Source organism: Flavobacterium sp. ENC, assembly GCF_020991415.1.
GTDB lineage: Bacteria > Bacteroidota > Bacteroidia > Flavobacteriales > Flavobacteriaceae > Flavobacterium.
Genome location: NZ_JAJMOY010000005.1, coordinates 398,597 through 423,017 on the forward strand (window position 1 = coordinate 398,597; position 24,421 = coordinate 423,017).

Annotated in this window: 24 protein-coding genes, 2 tRNA genes and 1 pseudogene; 17 read left to right on the forward strand and 10 right to left on the reverse strand. The window is 37.2% G+C overall.

Annotated elements, in window-relative coordinates:
- Positions 1–58 precede the first annotated feature (58 nt).
- Together LPB89_RS15935 and LPB89_RS15940 are read right to left on the reverse strand one after the other, a co-directional pair.
- Positions 59–736, reverse strand: a complete 678-nt coding sequence (locus LPB89_RS15935) for a Crp/Fnr family transcriptional regulator (protein WP_127338575.1) — start codon at positions 734–736, stop codon at positions 59–61.
- A 108-nt stretch (positions 737–844) separates the two neighbouring features.
- The gene (locus tag LPB89_RS15940) at positions 845–1,987 is read right to left on the reverse strand and encodes an acyl-CoA dehydrogenase (protein WP_072960457.1); all 1,143 of its coding nucleotides are present in this window, start codon (positions 1,985–1,987) and stop codon (positions 845–847) included.
- Between the two features lie 436 nt (positions 1,988–2,423).
- Here LPB89_RS15940 and LPB89_RS15945 point away from each other — a divergent pair, with 436 nt between their 5' ends.
- The 3 genes from LPB89_RS15945 to LPB89_RS15955 all read left to right on the forward strand — a co-directional run bounded on the left by LPB89_RS15945 (position 2,424) and on the right by LPB89_RS15955 (position 6,727).
- Entirely contained in the window at positions 2,424–2,999 is a 576-nt protein-coding gene (locus LPB89_RS15945) for a chalcone isomerase family protein (protein ID WP_230702683.1), read from the forward strand.
- Between the two features lie 144 nt (positions 3,000–3,143).
- On the forward strand, positions 3,144–4,370 hold the full coding sequence (locus LPB89_RS15950; protein WP_230702684.1) for a Glu/Leu/Phe/Val dehydrogenase dimerization domain-containing protein: 1,227 nt from the start codon (positions 3,144–3,146) through the stop codon (positions 4,368–4,370).
- A gap of 1,457 nt (positions 4,371–5,827) precedes the next feature.
- Positions 5,828–6,727, forward strand: coding sequence for an energy transducer TonB (locus LPB89_RS15955; RefSeq protein ID WP_230702685.1), 900 nt, complete (start codon positions 5,828–5,830; stop codon positions 6,725–6,727).
- A 402-nt stretch (positions 6,728–7,129) separates the two neighbouring features.
- Here the strand turns inward: LPB89_RS15955 and LPB89_RS15960 are convergent, their stop codons facing one another.
- The gene (locus LPB89_RS15960) at positions 7,130–7,525 is read right to left on the reverse strand and encodes a biopolymer transporter ExbD (protein ID WP_127338579.1); all 396 of its coding nucleotides are present in this window, start codon (positions 7,523–7,525) and stop codon (positions 7,130–7,132) included.
- Between the two features lie 3 nt (positions 7,526–7,528).
- Positions 7,529–8,224 carry a MotA/TolQ/ExbB proton channel family protein gene (locus tag LPB89_RS15965; RefSeq protein WP_127338580.1) on the reverse strand — a complete coding sequence of 232 codons (696 nt, stop codon included), beginning with the start codon at positions 8,222–8,224 and terminating at the stop codon, positions 7,529–7,531.
- 130 nt (positions 8,225–8,354) lie between these two features.
- On the opposite strand from LPB89_RS15965, the gene LPB89_RS15970 reads away from it, so the two are divergent.
- From LPB89_RS15970 to LPB89_RS15990, 5 genes and pseudogenes are all read left to right on the forward strand, one after another.
- Positions 8,355–9,581, forward strand: a complete 1,227-nt coding sequence (locus tag LPB89_RS15970; RefSeq protein WP_230702686.1) for a folylpolyglutamate synthase/dihydrofolate synthase family protein — start codon at positions 8,355–8,357, stop codon at positions 9,579–9,581.
- Between the two features lie 178 nt (positions 9,582–9,759).
- A tRNA-Val gene (locus tag LPB89_RS15975) sits at positions 9,760–9,834 on the forward strand.
- Positions 9,835–9,892: 58 nt separating this feature from the next.
- Positions 9,893–10,141 (forward strand): GIY-YIG nuclease family protein, encoded by a 249-nt coding sequence (locus tag LPB89_RS15980; RefSeq protein WP_230702687.1) that lies wholly within the window; start codon positions 9,893–9,895, stop codon positions 10,139–10,141.
- A gap of 150 nt (positions 10,142–10,291) precedes the next feature.
- Positions 10,292–10,501 (forward strand): annotated as a pseudogene (locus tag LPB89_RS15985) (GIY-YIG nuclease family protein); the annotation flags it as partial.
- Between the two features lie 36 nt (positions 10,502–10,537).
- A tRNA-Lys gene (locus tag LPB89_RS15990) sits at positions 10,538–10,599 on the forward strand.
- Between the two features lie 195 nt (positions 10,600–10,794).
- Here the strand turns inward: LPB89_RS15990 and LPB89_RS15995 are convergent.
- From LPB89_RS15995 to LPB89_RS16005, 3 genes are all read right to left on the reverse strand, one after another.
- A complete protein-coding gene (locus LPB89_RS15995; protein ID WP_230702688.1) occupies positions 10,795–11,682 on the reverse strand; it encodes an AraC family transcriptional regulator in 888 nt (295 codons plus the stop codon).
- A 172-nt stretch (positions 11,683–11,854) separates the two neighbouring features.
- Positions 11,855–12,679 carry an SDR family NAD(P)-dependent oxidoreductase gene (locus LPB89_RS16000; RefSeq protein ID WP_230702689.1) on the reverse strand — a complete coding sequence of 275 codons (825 nt, stop codon included), beginning with the start codon at positions 12,677–12,679 and terminating at the stop codon, positions 11,855–11,857.
- 805 nt (positions 12,680–13,484) lie between these two features.
- Positions 13,485–13,943, reverse strand: coding sequence for an SRPBCC domain-containing protein (locus LPB89_RS16005; protein ID WP_230702690.1), 459 nt, complete (start codon positions 13,941–13,943; stop codon positions 13,485–13,487).
- Positions 13,944–14,297: 354 nt separating this feature from the next.
- Between LPB89_RS16005 and LPB89_RS16010 the strand changes: the two genes are divergently transcribed.
- From LPB89_RS16010 to LPB89_RS16020, 3 genes are all read left to right on the forward strand, one after another.
- Positions 14,298–14,657, forward strand: coding sequence for a VOC family protein (locus LPB89_RS16010; RefSeq protein ID WP_230702691.1), 360 nt, complete (start codon positions 14,298–14,300; stop codon positions 14,655–14,657).
- 142 nt (positions 14,658–14,799) lie between these two features.
- Complete coding sequence (locus LPB89_RS16015; protein ID WP_230702692.1) at positions 14,800–15,261, forward strand: MarR family winged helix-turn-helix transcriptional regulator; 462 nt, start codon at positions 14,800–14,802, stop codon at positions 15,259–15,261.
- A 307-nt stretch (positions 15,262–15,568) separates the two neighbouring features.
- Positions 15,569–16,738 carry a PQQ-binding-like beta-propeller repeat protein gene (locus tag LPB89_RS16020; protein WP_230702693.1) on the forward strand — a complete coding sequence of 390 codons (1,170 nt, stop codon included), beginning with the start codon at positions 15,569–15,571 and terminating at the stop codon, positions 16,736–16,738.
- Between the two features lie 876 nt (positions 16,739–17,614).
- On the opposite strand, the gene LPB89_RS16025 is transcribed toward LPB89_RS16020, so the two are convergent.
- Together LPB89_RS16025 and LPB89_RS16030 are read right to left on the reverse strand one after the other, a co-directional pair.
- Positions 17,615–18,385, reverse strand: coding sequence for an SDR family oxidoreductase (locus LPB89_RS16025; RefSeq protein WP_230702694.1), 771 nt, complete (start codon positions 18,383–18,385; stop codon positions 17,615–17,617).
- A 31-nt stretch (positions 18,386–18,416) separates the two neighbouring features.
- Positions 18,417–19,172 carry an SDR family NAD(P)-dependent oxidoreductase gene (locus LPB89_RS16030; protein ID WP_230702695.1) on the reverse strand — a complete coding sequence of 252 codons (756 nt, stop codon included), beginning with the start codon at positions 19,170–19,172 and terminating at the stop codon, positions 18,417–18,419.
- A 108-nt stretch (positions 19,173–19,280) separates the two neighbouring features.
- Between LPB89_RS16030 and LPB89_RS16035 the strand changes: the two genes are divergently transcribed.
- Complete coding sequence (locus LPB89_RS16035) at positions 19,281–19,634, forward strand: helix-turn-helix domain-containing protein (RefSeq protein WP_167470963.1); 354 nt, start codon at positions 19,281–19,283, stop codon at positions 19,632–19,634.
- 131 nt (positions 19,635–19,765) lie between these two features.
- Here the strand turns inward: LPB89_RS16035 and LPB89_RS16040 are convergent, their stop codons facing one another.
- Positions 19,766–19,957, reverse strand: coding sequence for a hypothetical protein (locus tag LPB89_RS16040; protein WP_127340393.1), 192 nt, complete (start codon positions 19,955–19,957; stop codon positions 19,766–19,768).
- Positions 19,958–20,355: 398 nt separating this feature from the next.
- Between LPB89_RS16040 and LPB89_RS16045 the strand changes: the two genes are divergently transcribed.
- From LPB89_RS16045 to LPB89_RS16060, 5 genes are all read left to right on the forward strand, one after another.
- Entirely contained in the window at positions 20,356–21,750 is a 1,395-nt protein-coding gene (locus tag LPB89_RS16045) for a S9 family peptidase (protein ID WP_230702696.1), read from the forward strand.
- Between the two features lie 22 nt (positions 21,751–21,772).
- A complete protein-coding gene (locus LPB89_RS22035) occupies positions 21,773–22,099 on the forward strand; it encodes an SdpI family protein (protein ID WP_370635539.1) in 327 nt (108 codons plus the stop codon).
- Between the two features lie 37 nt (positions 22,100–22,136).
- On the forward strand, positions 22,137–22,583 hold the full coding sequence (locus tag LPB89_RS16050; protein ID WP_230702697.1) for a GNAT family N-acetyltransferase: 447 nt from the start codon (positions 22,137–22,139) through the stop codon (positions 22,581–22,583).
- A 120-nt stretch (positions 22,584–22,703) separates the two neighbouring features.
- A complete protein-coding gene (locus LPB89_RS16055; RefSeq protein WP_230702698.1) occupies positions 22,704–23,102 on the forward strand; it encodes a VOC family protein in 399 nt (132 codons plus the stop codon).
- Positions 23,103–23,213: 111 nt separating this feature from the next.
- The gene (locus LPB89_RS16060; protein ID WP_230702699.1) at positions 23,214–24,362 is read left to right on the forward strand and encodes an AraC family transcriptional regulator; all 1,149 of its coding nucleotides are present in this window, start codon (positions 23,214–23,216) and stop codon (positions 24,360–24,362) included.
- The last annotated feature ends 59 nt before the right edge of the window (positions 24,363–24,421 follow it).

Here is a 24,421-nt window from a genome sequence, read left to right on the forward strand (position 1 = left end):
AACTACTGTGGTATGAAAAAACAATTTGTCGGCTAATTTACACTTGAGGCAAAATAGTTTATAATTGGGTGATATCCTGTATAATAATCTCTTTTCGGGTATAACTTAAAAGATGATTGGTTTCCATCTCATTCAGCAATTGGGTTGCTGTCTGCCTTGAAGTACAGATAATCTGGGCAATATCATTTTGGGTCAGGTAATTTTCAATTACAACCGAATTACCGTTTCTGATACCTTCCTGTTCTGCCCAGTCTTTCAGGAACTGATACAATCTGGTTTTGGCATCTTTAGAAATTAAATTGGCATAACTGTTTTTGATGCGTTTCATTTTCAGCCCCACAAACTTCGTATACGAAAGTGCGAGTGTCGGGTTTCGAAGCAATAAATCTTCAAAATCGGACATTAGGAAACTGCAGATCGCGACATCATCAGAAAGTACTTTCGCATATTCGTTGGCTTTATCATCAGTTTCCAGCGTCAGTTCTCCAAACAAATCCCCTTTCTGGATAATATCTTTTATGGTTTCGTTTCCGTCTTCATCAACGGCAACAATTTTGATATTCCCTTTTTTAAGCAGGAAAATACGGGGTACATCAGAAGAGGAGAAGTAAATAATTTCTCCTTTCGACGCTTTTTTAAAACCTGTAATAATACACAATTGTTTGATTTGGCTGAAGCTCAGGGTCCGGAACAATTTGTGATCGCGCAAATACCAGTATTTTAAATCTTCGTACATAAAAATCGAATTCAGTTGCTGTAAAAGTAATTAAATTTTCATCTTAAAAACAAAACCCTTTTAAAGCGAAACTTCAAAAGGGTTTTTATAAAATTATTTCAGAAAAAATTATCCTGCGATAACGGATCTTGAAATTACAATTTTCTGAATTTCAGAAGTACCTTCGTAAATCTGTGTAATCTTGGCATCACGCATAAAACGTTCTACATGATATTCTTTCACATAACCGTTTCCACCGTGAATCTGAACGGCTTCAACAGCCGTGTCCATTGCCACCTGCGAAGCAAATAACTTAGCCATGGCTCCACTTACATCATAATTTTTATGCTGGTCTTTATCCCAGGCCGCTTTCATACACAAATGACGCGCTGCTTCGATATTCACTGCCATATCGGCCAGTTTAAAAGCAATGGCCTGATGATTGCAGATTTCAGTTCCGAAAGCTTTACGTTCTTTCGAATATTTCAAAGCCAGTTCATAAGCTCCTGAAGCAATTCCCAAAGCCTGAGAAGCAATACCAATACGGCCTCCCGCTAAAGTTTTCATAGCAAATTTAAATCCGAAACCGTCCTCACCGATTCTGTTTTCTTTCGGAACTTTTACATCACTAAACATTAAGGAGTGGGTATCTGAACCACGGATTCCCATTTTTTGTTCTTTTGGTCCGATAGAGAATCCCGGCATATCTTTGGTCATGATCAACGCATTGATTCCTTTGTGTTTTAACTCCGGATGCGTTTGCGCAATTACTAAATAAACAGAAGCCGTGTTTCCGTTGGTAATCCAGTTTTTAGTACCATTTACAATATAATGGTCTCCCATATCAACAGCAGTAGTTTTTTGCGAAGTGGCATCACTACCGGCTTCCGGCTCGCTTAAACAAAAAGCGCCGTGAATTTCACCTGAGGCTAAGCCCGGCAAATATTTTTGTTTTTGTTCTTCTGTACCAAATTCCTGTAATCCCCAGCAAACCAATGAATTGTTTACCGACATTACTACTGAAGCAGATGCATCTACTTTTGAAATTTCTTCCATAGCGATTACATACGAAATAGCATCCAGGCCACTTCCTCCGTATTTCGGATCAACCATCATTCCCATGAAGCCCAGCTGCCCCATTTTTTTTACCTGCTCTGTCGGAAAAATTTGCTTTTCGTCACGCTCGATAACACCTGGCAACAATTCGTTTTGAGCAAAATCTCTTGCGGCCTGTTGAATCATTAAATGCTCTTCAGTAAGATTGAAATCCATATTCTTTGTTTTTGTTGTTTTGTTTTTTTTGAAGTCCTTTTTTCTTGAATAAAGGCTTCCAAAGATAATTTTTAAATGCGAATTAACAATGCGCGCATATCATTTTAAGAAATTATCAGCAATCACGATAACGTTTTCGTGATTCTGTTGAATTTTAATCCGATCAGAATTAATTTTGCAACGTTTTATGTAAAATGCAACGCTTAAATTATCGCTCAAAACAGGAGCCTGAAAATATGTTAAATTATTATAATCTCAAAAAAACCAAAAATGGCAAAATCACGTATATGTACGTAAAACAACTCTTACTATTTTGATAATGAATAGCCTAACAGCCATAAAAAAAACGTTTTACTAAAAAAAATACTAACTTTAAATAGTCAAAAATTATAAATTACATTATTTTTGCCTATAAAAAATAAATTATTGATAGCGTATGAAAAAGATTTTACTAGCATTTACACTCCTTTTAAGTTTACAATTTTCAACTGTTTCTGCACAGAATACTTTAGAAGTTAATGGCGTTACAGTTCCAAGAAAAATTGAATTCCAAAACAAGACCTTACAACTTAACGGTGCCGGCGGAAGATCAAAAATGTGGCTGGAAGTTTATGTGCAGGCTTTGTATTTATCACAGTTAAGCCAGGACCCGCAATTTATTATTGACAGTGATACTGAAATGGCTATTCGTATAGAAATCACTTCTTCTATGGTTTCTTCCAATAAACTGACCAAGGCCATGAATACGGGTTTTGAAAAATCAGCAGGAAGCAATCTTCAGGAGTTACGACCAAGAATTGAGGATTTCAAAAAATTATTAAGCGATCCTATTACCGAAAAAGATGTATTTGTTTTAGCATATAATCCTTTCGATCAGACAATAAACGTTTACAAAAATGAAGTGTTGAAAGGAAAAATCCCGGGATTTGATTTCAAAAAAGCATTGTTCGGCATCTGGCTGTCCGACAAGCCGGTTGATCAAACCCTAAAGGAAAACTTACTGGGGAAATAAAATTTTCTTATTACAATATAGTTGAAGCCGGATACGATAATGTTTTCCGGCTTTATTTTTGGGTTTGAATAAAATTGATGTCAAATACATTATTCGCATTATTCTATTTTATACTTTTACGCAAAATAAACATATCACAACAAAATGAAAGATTTATTACAGCAATTTGAAAATAAGGAACCTGAAATTGTTTTTAACTGGAAAGATTCTGAAACAGAAGCAGAAGGTTGGACAGTAATTAATTCACTTCGTGGAGGAGCCGCAGGTGGAGGAACAAGAATGAGAAAAGGCCTGGATATGAATGAAGTTCTGTCTTTGGCTAAAACTATGGAAGTTAAGTTTTCCGTTTCTGGTCCTGCAATTGGTGGAGCTAAATCCGGAATTAATTTTGATCCGAATGACCCGCGTAAAAAGGGAGTTTTACAGCGTTGGTACAAAGCAGTTTCGCCTTTATTAAAAAGTTATTACGGAACTGGCGGGGATTTGAATGTTGATGAAATTCACGAAGTAATCCCAATGACAGAAGAATGTGGGGTATGGCATCCGCAGGAAGGTGTTTTCAACGGACATTTTAAACCTACTGAAGCCGATAAAATCAACCGAATTGGACAATTGCGTCAGGGTGTTATCAAAGTAATCGAAAACCCTAAATTCTCACCTGATGTTACCCGCAAATATACAGTAGCCGATATGATTACCGGTTATGGCGTTGCTGAAGCTGTTCGTCATTTTTATGCAACTTACGGTGGTGATGTAAAAGGCAAAAAAGCAATCGTACAGGGTTTCGGAAATGTAGGCTCAGCCGCTGCATTTTACTTAGCCGAAATGGGCGCAAAAGTAATCGGAATTATTGACCGTGATGGTGGACTGATCAAAGAAGAAGGTTTTTCTTTTGAAGAAATCAGAACGTTGTTTTTGAATAAAGACGGAAACAAACTGGTTGCCGATGCTATGATCCCGTTTGATGAAATCAATTCTAAAATCTGGACAATCGGTGCTGAAATCTTCACACCTTGTGCTGCTTCAAGACTGGTAACCCAAACTCAGATTGACAGTTTAATTCAAAACGGACTGGAAGTTATCTCCTGCGGGGCGAATGTTCCTTTTGCCGATAAAGAAATTTTCTTCGGTTCTATTATGGAAGAAGTAGACAGCAAAGTGAGTTTGATTCCTGATTTCATTTCAAACTGCGGAATGGCGAGGGTATTTGCTTATTTCATGGAGAAAAAAGTTCAAATGACAGATGAGGCTATTTTTAATGATACTTCAGATATTATAAAAAATGCAATTGTAAAAGCGCATGCCCTAAATGGGTCAAAAACAAATATCAGCGCAACAGCTTTTGAAATTGCACTGAAACAGTTAGTATAATTTTCTTTATACTTTATACTAAACGAGCCAGAAAGATCTGGCTCGTTTTTTTTTACCACAGATGTAAGGATTTATAAGTTTTTCTTTTCAAGCTCTTGGATAAATTTCTCTCGCAGATTTTGCAGATTGAGCAGATTTTCTTTTTTTTTTAAATAATTTTAGAATAGATCCGCTTAATCTGCGAGCAAAAAAATCACAAGATGAAAGTGATTGGATATTTCTCGCAAAGGCGCTAAGACGCCAAGTTTGAAAACCTAAAAGAAAAAACTTTGCGACTCTGCGACTTTGCGTGATTAAACATAAAAGCTTAGCAAACTTTACGAATAAGTTTTCCCGCAGATTGGACAGATCAAGCAGATTTTTTTTAATATTTTTCAAACAGATCTGCTTAATCTGCAAAATCAGCGAGACAAAAAAAATCACACGATGAAAGCGATTGAATATTTCTCGCAAAGGCGCTAAGACGCCAAGTCAAAAACTAAAAAGAACAAACTTTGCGACTCTGCGACTTTGCGTGATTAAATATAAAAGCTTAGCAACTTTACGAATAAGTTTTCCCGCAGACTGGGCAGATCAAACAGATTTTTTTTTAATATTTTTTAAACAGATCCGCTTAATCTGCAAAATCAGCGAGACAAAAAAAAATCACAAGATGAAAGCGATTGAATATTTCTCACAAAGGCGCTAAGACGCCAAGTCAAAAACTAAAAAGAAAAAACTTTGCGACTCTGCGACTTTGCGTGATTACTATAAAAGCTTAGCGAACTTTACGAATAAGTTTTCCCGCAGATGGGCAGATCAAGCAGATTTTCTTTTTTTTCAATCTTTTTAAAAATAGATCTGCTTAATCTGCAAAATCTGCGAGACACAAAAAAATCACCAAATGAAAGTGATTGGATATTTCTCGCAAAGGCGCAAAGACGCCAAGTTTGAAAACCTAAAAGAAAAAACTTTGCGACTCTGCGACTTTGCGTGATTAAATATAAAAGTTTAGCAAACTTTACAGTTAAGTTTTCCCGCAGATTAAGCAGATTAAGCAGATTTTTTTTAATATTTTTTAAACAGATCTGCTTAATCTGCTTAATCCGCGAGACAAAAAAAAATCACACGATGAAAGCGATTGAATATTTCTCACAAAGGCGCTAAGACGCCAAGTCAAAAACTAAAAAGAAAAAACTTTGCGACTCTGCGACTTTGCGTGATTAAATATAAAAGCTTAGCAAACTTTACAGTTAAGTTTTCCCGCAGATTGGGCAGATTGAGCAGATTTTCTTTTTTTCTAAATAATTTTAGAATAGATCCGCTTAATCTGCAAAATCTGCGAGACAAAAAATATTCACAAGATGAAAAAAACCTAGCGCCCTTTGCGGTTAAATTCCCCACACCAATTTGATTCTAAACAATTTTTACTACTTTTAAACGTTTTTATTAATACAATTCCAAAATTCAGAATCACAATGAGCTCAGACAGTTCTTCCGATAAAAAGAAATCATTATTAATCTCGACTGTCATTTACGCAGTAATTTTACTATTGTTGTTTTTTATTCGTTTCTGGCCTCCTTACAATCCGGAAAACAATGCAGCACTTGCGGCAGGTGGCGGCGGCGGTGGTGTGACCATAAATTTCGGAGACAGTGATGTCGGATCAGGAGCCAATTACAAAAGCGAAGTATTGAACGTAAAAAACGAAGCGAAGCAAACACCGGCAAAAGCAACACCTGAGGAAGCCATTATCACTCAGGAAAATACGACAACAGAAGAAAGTGTCGTTATTCCAGTAAAAGAAAAACCAAAAAAAAATACCCCGGTTGAAAAACCCGTAACCAAACCTGTACCGGAGAAACCAAAAGTTTCCAACTCTACCAATGATGCCTTATCAAGCATTTTAAAAGGATCCAACAAAGGAGGGGACGGTGATGATAAAGCGGCCGGAAATAAAGGAAAAGCAAACGGAAGCTTAGGCTCTAACGGCTACTACGGAAGTGGCGGATCCGGAGGAGGAACAGGCGGCGGTAACGGAACCGGAAATGGCGTTGGTACCGGAAGCGGTTACGGAGCCGGAAGCGGCGGAGGTTCCGGTGGCGGATCAGGTTATTCCCTCGGAAACCGAAAAGCATTGTCTAAACCAGCACCAAAATATACGTGTAACGAAGAAGGAAAAGTTGTGGTTGAAGTTACAGTAGATCAAACCGGAAAAACGATTAGCGCAACTCCGGGAATAAAAGGAACAACCAATACAGCAAGATGCTTGTTAGATCAGGCTAAAATTGCTGCCCTGAATACCAAATGGTCTCCTGACGATAATGGAACTGCCAAACAGGTTGGCAAGATTATTTATAATTTTAGTCTGGATTAGAAAACACGGATTTCACGAATTTACACGAATAGTTAGAATATAAATAGAAAAGGCTTTCTGATATCTCAGAAAGCCTTTTCTATTTTGGCCTGTCATCTGGACACAAGGAGACTCAACAGACGACGTAAATCTTTGCAAGAAGCTCGACAAAGATTGGATTTTCTTTACGGAGTTACTAGTGTGATTTCTCCCTTCCTTCGAAATGACAAAATTGTGCTACAATTTTATAATTAAGACTGCTTCGTTCCTCCGACGACAGATTGTGTTTTTGATTTTTGCGTGAGGGATAGGAGCTGGCTACCGAAGTAGCGCGGATAGCCCGACCGCAATAAAAAAATGGGCGAATCAACATCATGCTGATTCGCCCATTTTTTTATTGCGGTCACGCCCTACTGATCAATCTTACTTCGGACTTGTAGCAATCACAAATTTCAGATTGTTCTTCACTCCTATCTGCAGCACATCTACTAAATCCTGAACCTGCAAATTAAACGGAATTCTGACTACAACCGTTTGCTCTTTGTTGTCACCGATTTTTGACATTAAGGAAGTCTCCAGGTTTTCAAAATCTACCGGTTCCTTGTCGATGTAAAACTTTTTATCTTCCGTAACAGAAAGGCTGATCAGCTGTTTATTCGTTTTTTCATTGGCTTTGGCTTTCGGCAAGGTCATCTTGATCACATTAGGATTTGCCAGCGTTGAGATAATTAAGAAAAACAACAGCAGGAAAAACATAATATCACTTAACGACGAAGTGGCTACCTCGGCATGAAATCTTCTTTTTCTTTTAATAGACATACCTTATGCTCTTTGAATTATATTGACAAATTCTAATATTTGCTTTTGAATCTTTAAGGCAAAATCATCAATTTTTCCGTTCAGTAAGTGATAGGCACTATACGCGATAATACCCACAATTAATCCGGATCCTGAACTGATCATTTTTTCGTACAAACCTCCTGAGATATTACCAATACTGATATTCTCCGTAACCGAAATGCTGTAGAAAATCTTAATAACCCCCGAAATAGTTCCGATAAATCCTAACGTTGGTGCGATACCGGCAATAAGACCAAGGTGTCCCAGACGTCTTTCCATTTCACCAATTTCAATATCAGCAGCACGGTCCATGTTGGATTCGATTTCAGCAATTGGCCTTCCTATGACCAAAACACCTTCTTTGAGTATATTTCCGGCAGCGGTATTGCTTCTTTCCACAATGGTTCTGGCCAGTTCAATATTTCCCGAATTCAACTTATCGCCAACGTCCTGCATCAGTCTGCCGTCGATTTTAGACGCTTTGCTGATGTATAAATAACGTTCTATGATGACATAAAAAGTATAAAATAATAAAAGGGCAATCGGGATCAGAAAAAAACCTCCTTTTAAGATAAATCCTAAAACAGAGATTTCGGTATTGGGAGCAATTTTTTCGACTACTACGTTAGATGCGGCGTTTGCGAGAGTATCTGCTTGTAATTGAAGGAAGGTAAACATATTTTAATTCGTGTTTTTAATAATTAATTCTAAAAAATATTTCAATTTTGCACTAAAGATAATTTTCATTGTAGTATTAAACTAAAAAAAAGGGAAATTATTTCAATTCAACACTACTTTATCAAATAAAATGAACTATCAAGAGACCACAGATTGGATGTTTAACCAATTGCCCATGTATCAGCTTCAGGGTGCTTCGGCGTACAAAGAAGACTTAACCAACATCAGGCTTTTGGCGGAGCATCTCGGCCATCCGGAGCAGCAGCTAAAATGCATTCATGTGGCCGGAACTAACGGAAAAGGTTCCACCTCGCATATGCTGGCTTCGGTTCTGCAGGAATCGGGATACAAAGTCGGATTGTACACGTCGCCGCATCTCAAAGATTTCAGGGAACGAATTAAAATAAACGGTATTGAAATCTCAGAAGATTTTGTCTGTGAATTTATAGCCAGGCACAAAGCTTTTTTCGAGTCGAATGACATGAGTTTTTTCGAAATGTCAGTTGGTCTGGCTTTCGATTATTTTGCTTCCGAAAAAACAGATATCGCCATTATAGAAGTTGGTCTGGGCGGACGTCTGGACGCTACCAACATTATCACGCCTTTAGTTTCTGTTATTACGAATATCGATCTCGATCACACCCAATTTTTAGGAAACACCACTACGGCAATTGCAGGGGAAAAAGCCGGAATTATCAAACCGAATGTTCCCGTTGTCATTGGAGAATATACGGAAGAAACAGAAGCGGTATTTTTAGCGAAAGCCAAAGAAAACAATGCCCCTATTTATTTTGCTGCCGATTTAATCTCAGGCGTTTTTCCGTCTGATTTGCTTGGCGATTATCAGTTTCAAAATAAAAAAACCGTTCAGCAGGTTGTTGTGGTGTTAAACTCACAAACTGATTTTAAAGTTTCGATTGAACATTTAAAAAGTGGTTTACTCCATACCGTAAAAAATACCGGTTTACAGGGAAGATGGCAGCAGTTGGGTCAAAATCCGAAAATAATTTGCGATACGGCGCACAACCAACACGGACTTACCGTTGTGATGAATCAGATTAAGAAAGAAACTTTCGACAACCTGCATATTGTTTTGGGTGTTGTCAACGACAAAGACCTGGATGCTATTTTGCCCCTTTTTCCGAAAAAGGCAACGTACTATTTTTGCCGACCGGATTCTTCGAGAGGTCTGAGTACCGAAATTTTGCAAAATGCGGCCAAAAAATACAATTTACAAGGAGAACAATACGATTCTGTTACCGCTGCATTTCTCGAAGCAAAGAAAAATGCGAGCCCAAATGATTTTATTTATGTGGGCGGAAGCACTTTTGTTGTAGCCGAATTGCCTTTGAATTAAACGAAGGCCAAATACCTGCAAAAAGTTGAAAATTTTATGCTTTATAATAAATTCAACACCAGCGAGATAGAAACATTCCTGAAAAAAGTTTAAATTTTTACGGCGTTTTCTTTGCAGAACTCAAAAACTAGCGTATATTTGCACTCGCAATCACAAACGATAGCAACCTAGTAAAATAGGGCGATTAGCTCAGCTGGTTCAGAGCACCTCGTTTACACCGAGGGGGTCGGGGGTTCGAACCCCTCATCGCCCACAAATTTCCAAAAACTCCAAAGTCATTTGATTTTGGAGTTTTTTTATTTTCTAAACTCATGGCATTTATTGTTTATATTTTATTTAGTGAAAGCAAGAATAAATATTATATCGGATTTACTTCTAATCTGGAAGAAAGAATTATTCGGCATAATCAAAAAAGCAAAGGTTTTACTGGAAATGTAAATGACTGGAAAGTGGTTTACACTGAAAACTACGAAACCAAAGAACTTGCACACAAAAGAGAATTACAGATTAAATCATGGAAAAGCAGAACTAAAATCAAAGAACTCATTTCTAAAAATTAACTCAGCTGGTTCAGAGCATTCCGATTTTTCATCGGAAGTGGTCGGGGGTTCGAACCTTCCGATGAAAAATCGGAACAGGCTATCATCGCCCACAAATTTCCAAAGACTCCAAAGTCATTTGATTTTGGAGTTTTTTTATTTTCTAAACTCATGGCATTTATTGTTTATATTTTATTTAGCGAAAGCAAGAATAAATATTATATCGGATTTACTTCTAATCTGGAAGAAAGAATTATTCGGCATAATCAAAAAAGCAAAGGTTTTACTGGAAATGTAAATGACTGGAAAGTTGTTTATACTGAAAACTATGAAACCAAAGAACTTGCACACAGAAGAGAATTACAGATTAAATCATGGAAAAGCAGAACTAAAATCAAAGAACTCATTTCTAAAATTAGCTCAGCTGGTTCAGAGCATTCCGATTTTTCATCGGAAGTGGTCGGGGGTTCGAACCTTCCGATGAAAAATCGGAACAGGCTATCATCGCCCACAAATTTCTAAAAACTCCAAAGTCATTTGATTTTGGAGTTTTTTTTATTTTCTAAACTCATGGCATTTATTTTAATGCTTTTTGGGTGTTCGACATACCCCTCATTAATTAAATTGATTGACGAAGAGGTGTCAAATAAATCATTTTTCCACAACCAAGCAGATTAATTTAAATGTTGCTTTTTGAACTGGTTAGGACTCATGCCTACTTCTTTTTTGAATAATCGGGAGAAATAGGGCGGATTCTCAAAACCTAATAAGTAAGCGATTTCATTAATTGTAAAATCACCCTGGTTAAGTAAATTCTTAGCCTCGGAAATCAGGAAGATTTGTATTAAGTCCATTGCAGTCTTTCCCGTTTCTTGTTTCAGCAAATCACTTAAATAGCGCGCAGATAAATTCAGTTCTTCCGCAAACATTGCTACTGTAGGCAAACCTTTTTTCTGAAGCAGCCCCTGTTCTAAATAGTTATTCAATGCTTTGTTAAATTTTGTGACAGTAGTTCCTGAAAGTAAAAAACGATTCATGAACTGTCGCTTGTAAAAACGAAGAGAATATTTAAGAATGGATTCAATATGTCCAAGTATGATATCCCTGGAAAATTCATCTTGGTTGTTATGGTATTCATTTGCTATTTTTTCATATAGCTCCCAAATAATTTGTTGCTCCTTTGGCGAAATATGCAAGGCTTCATTAAGCTCATAATTGAAATAGCTATACTTCTTTATTTCTTTATGGAGAGGGTAACCACTTAGATAATCTTCATGAAACCAGATTTCGAATCCATCACCATCAAGGGTAATATCCTTCATTTGGATGACCTGCTGCGGTTTTAAGAAATACATCGACCCGCTCTGATGATCGTATCTGGTCTTACCATACCTGATCTCTCCAGAACATAGTTTTTTAAAAGCTATGATATAAAAATCTGTGGTTACTTCATAGCTAGTCACGCTTCTTAGTGGATTGCACGTAAAAAGTGTGAGTAAAGGATGCTCTGGTTCTGGATAATTATTGCAGCGATGAACATCGCTAAGGCTCTTAAAATGCATTATGTCTAGTACTAAAAATAACGGTACGGGATTAATAATAATAAAAGTACATTTTTTTAGACAGAATTAGGTTCTTTTTGCTTTTGTATATTTTATAAACTAAAAAAATAAAATCAGCCCTAAGAAACACATAGGGCTGATTATCAAACAAAAACATAAATGGATCTGATAATTAAATGCCATGTGCCTTATTAGAAACATCATTCCACTCTTCCCAACTTGCCAGCCTCTCAGCATACGCAGCTTTAGCTAAGGGGAGTGCCTTTCTTCCAAGAAACAATCGCAATGGTGGGTTTGAACTATCTACCAATTTTAATATAGCATCAGTAGTAGCGTTAGGATCTCCATAAGCATCATCTGCTGTTAAATTCGGGTCAGCATATAATTCAGCTTTCATCGTATCATAAGCTGAAATAGGTTTGCTCTGTATCGAAGACGCATTAAAATCAGTCGCAAATCCATTTGGTTCTACAAGGGTAACATTTATACCCATTCCTTTTACTTCCAGGGAGAGCGCTTCGCTAAATCCTTCTACTGCAAATTTACTGGCACTATAAATACCAACAGTCGGGAATGTATAAATACCCATAGCACTTGATAACTGTAGGATATGTCCACTTCCCTGTGCCCTCATTACAGGCAATGCTGCTTGGGTAATCCATAAAGTGCCGAACAAATTCGCATCTATAATATCTCTGGCATCCTGTTCGCCCAATTCTTCGACGGTGCCAAACACACCGGTACCTGCATTATTAATCACCACATCAATACGGCCAAAATAAGCATTTGCTTTCGCTATAGCCTCAAAACAGGCTGCTCTGTCAGTAATCTGCAATTCCAATGCCAGCACCGAGCTTCCGTATTTATCAACCAACTCTTGTAATCCGCCAGCATTCCTTGAAGTGGCAACCACTTTATCGCCCCGATCTAAAAAAGCTTCCGCCCATATTTTTCCTAACCCACGGGACGCACCCGTAATAAAAATTATTTTTGCCATTACTTTATTTTTTAATGAGACAAAAATAAGCACTAAGCCAGCTCTTAAACTTATACGGAATACCGGAATAAAGATACATTTTTACGTCATTAAATCTGGTCTACATATTTGGCATTTTTCGAAATTTTAAAAAGAAATTTTTAAAGCCATGTGATTATTAATCCTCTGGATCCACTACCTACATTGCTGTTTTTTATTTTTGCAGTAGAACTATTATTCAGTCCGTCAAAATATATTTTTAACCTCTTTTCTTAAGAGTTCAGCACCTATTAGCTGACGCATACCGGAACCGGAGTTGCTACATTTAACTAAAGGAATTTAGTTGTCCTACTTAAACAGAAACAAATTAGAGGTAGTTTAATAAATACCTCTGAAATTTCTGCAAAACTGCAAATTCAAACATAGCTAAACAATTTGTGTTCGATAAACCCTCATACATTAAAAACTGAGGCATATACCCCTGATTTAAGAAATTAAGGAGTTTTTTTTGCTTTATTTTTTTTTCAAATCCGTACAAATTGGAAGTTCAGGGATCATGAGGGATCACCCCTAAACCCTCTGGAGAGTAAAAAAATTACCGCAGAGAACGCTAAGTTTTTTTTACTCGCGCTTTTATAAAATACAAAGTTCGCAAAGCGTTCTATTGAATTAGCTTTGCGAACTTTGCGTTATAACCGCATCTTCGATAAAAATCTTTGCGCACTTTGCGGTAAAAAATAAGTGGTGTGTTTATTTATATATGCTTTTCCTCAACATTTTCATCACAACATTTCATAGAGCCTTTTTTAAGATCTTCCTGAAAGTGTTATTTTTCACAAATTTCTTTCAGCTTATCCAGTGCATTTGGGTACGTATGGTTCATATAATCTACAAAATCTTCTGTAGTATCCAGGTCAACGGTAACCTCAGTACTTTCGTTGTTTTCTTCAAACGTATAATTTTCAAATCCGTTTGCCCATTTTTCCACGTCCGGTCCTTCTGTAATTTCGTTGTCTGCTTTTAAAAGGCCATAATGCTGAATCGAAACAAATCGGTTCGGAATGTTTTCAACAATTTTAGAAACCATACCTCCTTTTTCTCCTTTCTCATCTACTCCAATAAACAGAATTTTACTTCCCTTGTCCCAACTTCCTTCGTAGGTCGAAGTCGGGTTGAACAAAGCGGTCCATTGCTCATAAGTTGATTTATTGGTAATGCCCAGCATACGATCATATACCGTGGTCACAGGAGCATTAATGCTTATTTTGAATTGTAACTTTTTCATACTATTAAATATTTTTAAATTAATTTTTCAAGTCTTTATTTCGGTTTTATCTTTTTTTAGTTATCTCGTAAACAACCAGTTGACTTCCCTAAAGCTAATATAAGAAATATTTTACATCATTTATTGCCATTTTTAGGATGATAGACTAACCGCAAGGATCGCTAAGATTAATACGCTAAGTTCGCTAAGTTTAAAACTAAGCCTTGCGTACTTCGCGCTTTTTTGCTTAGCGAACATTGCGGTTAATAACATACAGCAAGCTAAAAAATAACCAAAAAAATAAAAAAAGCAAAATGACTTGCATATTGTTGTCGCATATACTATATTTGCGACAACAATTTAAATATATTATAAATGAGAGCATTAACTTTTGCATCACTACAAGTGAAAAATCTGGAAGCATCAAAAGACTTCTATGAAAAAAAATTAGGATTTGAGATTGGCGACACCAATCCGCAGGCTTGTATTTTCAAGTACAATCAGGGACAGGCAAGTTTTGCTATTCGTACACCTTTGGAACCCATTGAAGGAAAAGAACTGGGCATTGGCGTGGCAATTTGGTTTGCCGTTGACGAAAACGTAGACGAACTGAAAGAGAAATTCACTGTAAACGGAGTAACCACCACCGGGCCAATTATAGAAACACCTTTCGGAAGAGCATTCCACGTGAAAGATCTGGACGGCTATAAACTTACTTTTCTGGAGGCCAAATAAAAGTAAATTGTTTATTAATTTTAGAAACAGATTCCCGAAGAAACAATTTCATTATCGAAGCAACTAAAGGTTCTGATGGCTATCTTTGACATTCATAAACACGATTTTGATTTAATACTGACACAAATTTTTCAACATCATTATGCCTAAAGAAATTAATTTTCATTTTAAAAGTCCAAAAGATAGTCCGGGTTATTTGCTGGGACAGCTCACCATGCTTTGGCAGCGTAAACAAAAGAAAGTTTTAGATCCGTTAGATCTGACACAGACGCAATTTGTATTATTAGCCGCTTTAGGCTGGCTTTCCAAAAACAGCAATGCCGTAACGCAAATTGACATTGCCAACCAAAGTAATTCCGACAGAATGATGGTCTCAAAAGTATTGCGAACACTGGAAGAAAAAGGTTTCGTAACACGACAGGAACATGAAACGGACACAAGGGCAAAGACCATTCGGCTAACAGATACCGGAGAAGCCGTTTTGCAAAAAGCAATCATTGAGATTGAAAATGCTGACCTTGATTTCTTTTCTTCCTTAGACGAAAATCTTTCCTCGTTCAATTCTAATATGGTAAAACTTATTGATACCAATAAGACTGAATAAAAATCAAAGGGATCAAATGTTCGATTCTAATCCATGACAACCGCAAAGTCCGCAACGCTTAAAATTAAGCCTTGCGGACTTCGCGCTTCTAACTTTGCGAACCTTGCGGTTAAAAAGATCTGCACTGAAGTCACAAACCTCCGCACTGCATTCCACAAAGTTTTCCGTGAACGCAAGCACGCATAACTTCTAAAACTCTGTAATAATTTACTATATTTGGCACAGACATTGGGTTGCTTATCGAATTCAATAGGCTTAATTTCATCGTACTAAAAAGAAATCAAATGCTCCAATCAAAATTATAAAAATGAAAAAAAAGCTAATACTCCTTTTATTTGCATTTACGGTTATCAATACGTTTGGGCAAGTGCCAGCCACAGCAAATACTGGCAGCCTGTTCTCTAATAAGGTTGTTCATCCCGTGGCAAAAGTTCCATTAGACGAGGCATCAATTTTAATTTATGATTACGATGGTTCGCTTTTTTCATTTGATTTAGAGTCCGAACAAATTGGCTGGACCGTAAAAGCAACCGATGCCCACACCGAAATGTGCGCCAATCAGTTAACGTTACAGGATGGAGTGGTATATGTGCCGTTTATTAATGGTGAAATTTTCGCGATTGATAATATGACCGGAGATGTTTTCTGGAAATCAAGGTTAGGAAATACTACCGATCAGATTGTGCTGAAAGACCAGACACCTGTTATCAATAATGGAAAACTATACATCACTTCCCAAGGTCAAAACAGTACAATTTATGCACTTAACATAAAAGACGGCAGTTTAGCATGGAGCCACAAGTTAGACGACGCGTCTAATGCTGTTTCAGTACTCTTTTTTAACAACAAGGTTTTTACCCAAAGCGGTTCTAATCTCTACAGTTTTGACGCCGGTACGGGAAAACTGCTCAACCAGAAAACTTTTGAGGAAGCTATCTCCGGAAAACCTGTTACAGATGATGAAAATATATTTATAGCCAATGAAAAGGATGTAGTCTATGCTTTAAGTCCTGACAAACTCGATGTTTTATGGCAATTTAAAATAGAGGAAAACCAACATAACATCAAGGACCGCATATTTAGCAAAAATAAAAAAGTATATTTTGCAGCACAGGGCGAAACCGTTTCTTCTCTATATGCTGTTGATTCAAAAACCGGAACACAGCTTTGGAAAACTGATTTTAAAAACGACAATGTTCAATACATTACCGAGAAAGACGATAATCTTTGGGGATATACCCGCAAGGGAAAACTTTTTCAATTGGACATTGATAATGGTGAAACAGCATTCGAAGCAAAATTAACCACCAACCCTATTTCAAATCTTGAATTTCCGGATGATGATTCTTTGTTTTATTATTCTGACGCTGCTTTAATTCAGTTTGAATATAAAACAAAAGACGAAAACGAAGTTTACCTGCGAACCTCTATTAAGGACGATGTTTACAACGCTTATATAAAAGTACTTCGTCCATAACTTTACACCCATTCCAGAAGTCACAGTTTGCAGTTGCAGTTTTCAGTTTGTAAATTTCATAAGAAAAGTCGTGTTTTGTTTCTAAATTGCCTCGCGTAATAAGATGGTTTAGTGAACAATTGCTTTGTGAAGTCGCAAATATTATTGAAAAACTAAAATTAAACGCACAACTTTTCTGTTGGAAAAACCTTTGTTGAAATAAAAACTACAACAAAATAAGTACAACATTTTTGTTGTAAAATGAGACTGAAATTTAAATAGTTAACAGTCGAAGTTGACATTCAAAGTGTAGATTACAGACATCAGTTTATTTTAAAAATTATAAGAAAAGTAAAAACAGGCAGTGCCAAAAATCCTTCCCAAAATATTTCTTCTGATGTACCAATTATATCATTAAAAAACTGAAAAAAATAAATACCCAATAAAGCGACATTTGGAACCCCATTCTCATGAAGACCCGGAACGAATAAAAAGGAAATAAGGGCAGTGATTTTTGAAATTTGGATAGCTACGGACATGTTATGTTTGTTTTCTGGTTCGTATTTCGATGAAATTGTATGATGGCAGGGGTGTTTAATAAATTAAAGTTTTTTCTATCTGATGGATATGAAAACAAACATAAGACAAAAATATTTCAAAAAAATATATAAGAAAATTAATATAGTTTTTTAATTAAAAAATATTTTGATAAGCAAAAAACTGTAATGTTCAGTTCTATTAAATATTATAAAAAAATATAAACTTTGCGGTGTGAAGTCGGGAGACTTCGCATAGCAATACGTTTTCTTAAAAACAAAAAACTCCCTAATTTCTTAAGGAGTTTTCCAGTGCTTCCGTTTTTCAATACACAGACTGCAAAAACACAAGATGCATAAATTATTTCATTAAGCTGATATTGGTAAGACCACCATCAGAAAGAATTTCGGTACCTACTATAAAAGACGACTCATCTGAGGCTAAAAATACGGCGGCATGTCCAATGTCAGACGGAAGTCCTTGTCGGCCTACAGGTGTAATGTCGATCCACATTTGTTTTACCTCATCTAAATGTTCCTCCGGTACAAGTTTTCCGAAAACAGGCGTATCAATAGAACCCGGCGAAAGCGCATTCACCCTTATTTTTCGTGGTAATAAATCGAGTGATAACCCTTTGGCGAATGCTATGATTGCGGCTTTTGCTGCGGCATAAATAGCCATACCGGGTGCCGCACGATGCGCAGCGCTTGATCCGATTAGTATGATCGATGCACCGTCATTTAAATACGGAAGTGCTTTCTGTACGGTGAAATAGGCACTTTTCAAATTAAGGTTCATATAACCATCATAATTTTCTTCTGTGACCTGATCGATGGTACCCAATTGCTGACCGTCGACAACACCTCCTGCATTTACGACCAGGACATCGATTTTTCCAAATCTGTCGAAGGTCTTTTTGAAGGTGTTTTCAAGATCTTCCATATTCGTGACATCACCGGGAATGCTGATAAAATCTGTCCCCAGGATTTCTACCGCACTGTTTAATGTTTTCTCATTTCTACCTGTAATGGTCCCAACGGCTCCTTCGTTTCTGAAGGCTTCCGCAATACCGAATCCGATACCACTATTACCGCCTGTAACTACTGTTACTTTATTTTTTAGTTTACTCATTTTGCTTTGTTTTAATTTTTACTACTGAAGTTTAGATCCCGTAAATCCCTCCCGAAACCGAAATTTTTTCTCCCGTGATCCAGGCTGCTTCATCAGAGGCCAGAAATACGGCTACTTTTGCGATATCATCCGGCTGACCTGTTCGGCCCAATGGTGTAGTCGCTACGAGTTTTGCTTCGAAATCACTGCCGATAAAGCCGGCACTATGCGACCCTTCTGTTTCCACCACACCCGGCAAAATAGAATTGATACGGATGTTTCTGCCGCTAAATTCTTTCGACAACGAAATCGTAATGGCATCTAAAGCTGCTTTGGTGGCAGAATATACAGCACCTGTTGGCAGCGGTGTGTTACTGGCACCTGAACTGATATTGATAATGTTTCCGCCTTTTTCACCAAACAATTTCAAAGCCTCCTGAATAGCAAACAAAGACCCCAAAACATTGGTATTAAATTGTCTGTGGAAAGATTCCTCCAAAGCCTCTTCGATCGGGGCATATTGATAGATTCCGGCGTTGTTTACCAGAATATCCAATGTTCCGAAAGCACTTTTTGTTGCTTCAAACAATTTTGCCACGTCTGCTGCTACGGACACATCGGCCTGTACTGCAATTGCAATTCCGCCGTTATACGTTATCCCTTTTACTACTTTCTCGGCATCTTCTTTACTGGATGCGTAGTTTACCACCACTTTTGCTCCTTCTGCTGCAAAATATTTTGCTATGGCAGCTCCAATTCCTTTTGAAGCCCCTGTAACTATCGCTACTTTGTTATTTAATCTGTTCATTTTTATGTTTTTTTATAGTATTGCGGATGCAAAGGTAGAACAGATTAATTTCTTTTAGTAACTTTGTAACTAAAAGTAACAGTAACCTTGAAGTAACAAAGTAACCTAATGGATTGTAACTACCGCGAAAAAGAAAAGCACAAAAAAGAGATGATGGCCGTCCAGGATTCCATGGACGTGCTGAGTGGAAAATGGAAAATAGCGATTATTTCCTCGATTTGTTATTATAACAAAAGAAGGTTTTCTGACATCCTGAACGATGTCGTTGGCATTTCGAACAAAATGCTGAGTAAGGAATTGAAAGAATTAGAAATCAACAAGTTAATTAAAAGAACCGTTTTAGATACCCAGCCGGTAAGCATCGAATATGCCCTTACCGACCATGGGAAAACCCTGCAAACGATAATCAACAATCTGACCGATTGGGGAATAGCGCACCGAAAAAAAATAACGGAGGAATAATTTATTTATAAAACTTCCTGAAGTTTTCAGGAAAGCGACAAATTACAGTAAAGTCGAAGACCTGTTTCGTTGAACAGCCTTCGACTTCGCTCAGGGTGACACTTGGTTAAAAAAGTGACAGTAACTGTTTTCTACTTTTCAGATTGATTTTTTGGTTTCCGTACCAGAAAATAAACGGAAGCTACGAAGACAATGATATAAATAACAGCCAGTGCGGGCTGCTCAAATCTTAGCGTTTTAAAGTCGAATTGCTTAAACAAGGTAACGCCCAAAATGATTGCTACAATCGAAAGCGTAAATGAGAATGTTTTTTTATTTTCCATATTTTTTATGTTTAATGAGTATCAAATCATTTCTTATGGTTTGTCTGGCGAATTGCTCTACGGAATGCTACATGTGATTCTTCCTTCCCCAAAATGAAAAGTATTGCACCTAACAGGCGCTTTGCTGAAGCGAATATAAGAATTATTTTTACTGCAATTTATGAATTCCCACTCTGATCGCGTTACTTAAACTACGGTTCGCCATTATTTCAGGACTGCATCGTAACTACTTTTAAGAATGCAATCATATCAGAAGCATCTGATTTTACAAGTCCGGCAGGGGCGGTAACACTCCAGTAAATTGCAGGAATATTTTACTATCCACAATTAAGAAAAATACTATATTTGGTTTTCAATTTTTATTGGAATCGATCTTCAAACATTTACAAAAAAGTATAATGAGAAAAAATATAATACTTGTATTGCTTAGCTGTATTACTTTTTCCGGCATCGCACAGAATATTGCCGGCCACTGGACGGGAACGCTTAAAGTTCAGTCTGCTCAATTAAAACTAATTTTTCATATCCATAAAACGGAGAGTGGTTATACCGCCACATTGGACAGTCCGGATCAGGGCGCTTTTGGATTACCTGCCAGCAAAGTGACATTTACTGAACCGACCGTATTAATAGAGGCTGCCAACCTTGGCATAAGCTATATCGGGGAATTAAAAGGAGACCTTATTACAGGTACATTTCAGCAGGGTGGCCAGAAATTTAATGTTGATTTATCGCGCAGTGAAGATACGGTTCAGGAAAAAATTAAAAGACCTCAGGAACCTTCCACACCTTATCCCTATTATACCGAGGAAGTTACCTTTAAAAACATAAAAGAAGATATTAATTTATCCGGAACGCTGTCACTCCCTAAGAAAGAAGGTGTTTTTCCGGTTGTGGTCTTGATCAGCGGCAGCGGCCCTCAAAACAGGGATGAAGAAATGTTAGGGCACAAACCCTTCCTTGTACTTTCGGACGATCTCGTTAAAAACGGGATAGGCGTATTGCGTTACGATGACCGGGGCGTTGGCAAATCCGGCGGTATCTTTAAAACAGCAACCTCTGCTGATTTTGCTGTTGATGCAGCCTCGGCAGTTGAATACCTAAAAACTAGAAAAGAAATAAACAAAGCTAAGATCGGATTGATTGGTCACAGCGAAGGCGGACTAATTGCACCTCTGGTAGCGACCGAAACAAAAGGCGTTTCTTTTATTGTTTTACTGGCAGGACCAGGCTTACAGGGTGACCAGGTACTTTTGACTCAACAGGAACTAATTGCCAGAGCCGACGGAAAAAGCGATGCTGAAATCCAAAAAAACAGAATCCTCAATGAAAAAGCTTTTGAGATTGTAAAAAAATATACTAATCCTGAGGCATTAAAAACCCAATTGACCGCCTATATCACCGAAACATCAAAAAATGATCCTGACAAACCTGAAAATGTTTCTCTTCAGGATTATGTGAATGCGCAGGTATCTAAAGTTTCAAGTCCCTGGATGGTTAGCTTTTTACGCTATAACCCCGGACCTGTGCTGGAAAAAGTAAAATGCCCCGTTCTGGCACTTAATGGCGAAAAAGATTTGCAGGTAGCGCCCAAAGAAAATTTGGAGGCGATTAAAAAATCGTTAGCCAAAGGAGGGAATAAAAAAGTTACGATTAAGGAACTTCCTCATCTGAATCACTTATTCCAGGAAAGCACAACCGGACTTCCAACAGAATATGGAAAAATCGAACAAACCATCTCACCTGTTGCGCTACAGGAAATCACGAAATGGCTGACATTGCAAGTAAAGTAAGAAAAAGTTAATACCGTTACTTATGCGTTCAGAATTACTAGTCTCCCTGCTCCTGCTTTTGATTTCAGTACTTTATTATTACTTCCAGCCCAAAAAAATAAATAATTTTTATGGCTACCGAAGTCGAAAATCAATGAAAAACCTATTGAACTGGCAATATTCGAACAGATTGGCTGCTATTCTGCTGTTTAGAATTTCACTCTTTAATCTCCTTCTTTTTTTTATACTTTCAGAAGTATATCAGGAGTTAAATAAAAATTACTTTGGCATATTTTTGATTATTCAGTTTCTGGCAATGTTTTTTTATATAGAGAAAAAGACGGCTGAAAATGAAAATCAGCAGTTATAAATCAGATCTGTTTTAAACTATCTTTTAAATTTATAAAATGGAAAACACTGAACAAATCTTTGGAGAGTTCCTTATTACAACAGACAAAACAAAACTGGATCTTGTAGCCATTCACGATTTTCTGTCGAAAGATTCGGGCTGGAGCGATAATATTCCATTCGAAAAAGTAAAAACGTCTATCGATAATTCCCTGAATTTTGGGCTTTTCCACAACAGCAAACAAATAGGTTTTGCCAGGGTTATATCTGACTTTTCTACGATTGCCTACCTTGGAGATATTTATGTTCTGGACGACTATCGCGGACAGGGCCTTTCGAAAAAACTAATGGAAAGTGTTATGACGCATCCCAGCCTGCAAGGGTTAAGGCGCTGGATTTTACTGACTTCAACCGCGGACTGGTTGTATGAAAAATATGGTTTTACGAAATTACCAAAACCGGAAATTTATATGGAGCTTTTCAATCCTGACGTTTACAAAAAATAATTAAGAAATAAGGAGAGGACTTTTAACCTGATAAAAACGGAACATTCCATAAATTAAATATAACAGCACAAACCATTAAAAATCATACTTTTACTTTCTATTAATTCAAAATTTCGAAACATGGAACCTAAAATGATATGGGCAAATTTAGCCTCAGACAATCTAAGAGCTACTTATGAATTCTATACCAAACTGGGATTTGAATCGAACAACAAATACAGTTCGGATGAGAATGCCAGTTTCAACTTTGGCAAAGACAAATTCATTATCAATTTCTTTAAAAGATCCAAATTAGAAACAGATATCAACGGCGCAATCGGAAAATGGAAAACACAAAGTGAAGTTATATTTTCCCTTTCTGCCACCACCCGGGAAGAAGTAGACAGCTGGCGCGAAAAAGTTCTTGAAGCCGGCGGAAGCGTTTTCTCTGAACCTCAAAACTACGAACAGGGCTATACCTTCTGCTTTGCGGATCCGGACGGGCATAAGTTTAATGTTTTGTACTGGCCGGGGATGTAGTAAACCTTCCTTATTAAAAAAGCCCTTCCTGACTTCTTTTTCAGCAGCAACAAATTTACTCCTGCTCTGGTTTTTCATCAATTAAACCTTATTTTTGGTGAAAAAACAGCAATGAATAAAATGATATTTTTAAGTATTGTAGCCGCAATTGGTATTTCTGTTTCGCTGCTTCTTGCTTTTTTCTTACTGACCGTAAAAACCAGCAATAAACAAGCTAACCGTTTATTTGCCGCTTTTCTTATTTTATCAGCTATTGATCTCAGCGGTTTTTTCATTTTCGATTTCATCAGCAGCCACTTAAATCTGGAGATTTTCAGGTGGACCACTTCCCTATTGGGCATGCCGTTGTTTTATCTCTACGTTTTATCGGTTTGTTATACGGATTTTAAGCTAAAACCCAAACATTTACTGCATGCGTTCCCGTTTGTACTGGTTAATTTAATCCTGACTCCCCGATTCTATCTGGGCGAGGGAATCGAAAAAAAACGCATTTTTGAGATTGGCAATACCATGCCGGAAATGTATTCTTTTCAGCTTATTGTTGAAATTCAGTACCTGTTCTACATCATCAGTGTCTTTCTGATTCTGAAAAAATACAGGGAAATCTATCTTGAAAATTATGCCAGTGCCGGCACTTCGACTTATAAATGGCTGATGCAGATGACGATTGTCTTTTTTGCGGCGCATAGCGTTGTGGCGATCAAAAATTTACTGAAATATACCGTCTACAAAGATGTATTTCTTTGGGCAAATATTTTAGTCGGACTGTTTGCTTTATGCATTACCTGCTGGTTTGTTCTAAAAGCGCTGAATTATCCTGAGCTTTTCAGGGGTATCGATTCCAAATTAGCACTGGCCAAAGATCTTATTCCGGAGTCTGAAAAGATTTCATCCAAATCTGGAAATAGTCCGGATCCGATTATCACTTCCCAAATCGAAAACTTAAAAAATTACATGACCGTTCACGAACCTTATCTTGATCCGTCGCTTACCATTCAGCAGCTTTCGAATCAGATTAATATTCCGGTACGGGATTTGTCTGTTTTGATCAACCATCATATGAATCAGCATTTTTTTGATTTTGTGAATGAATACCGCATTCAGAAAGCCATGGGGATTTTAAAAAACCAGGCTAAAAAAGATCTTACGATTTTGGAAATCTTGTATGAAGTGGGTTTTAATTCAAAATCATCTTTTAATACTTCCTTCAAAAAATATACGGAACTCACTCCGACGGCCTACAGAAACAGCTCATTATAAGCCGTTTGTAAAAAGTCGTACTTCATCCTTATAAAGTCGAACCAATTTCTAAACATGAA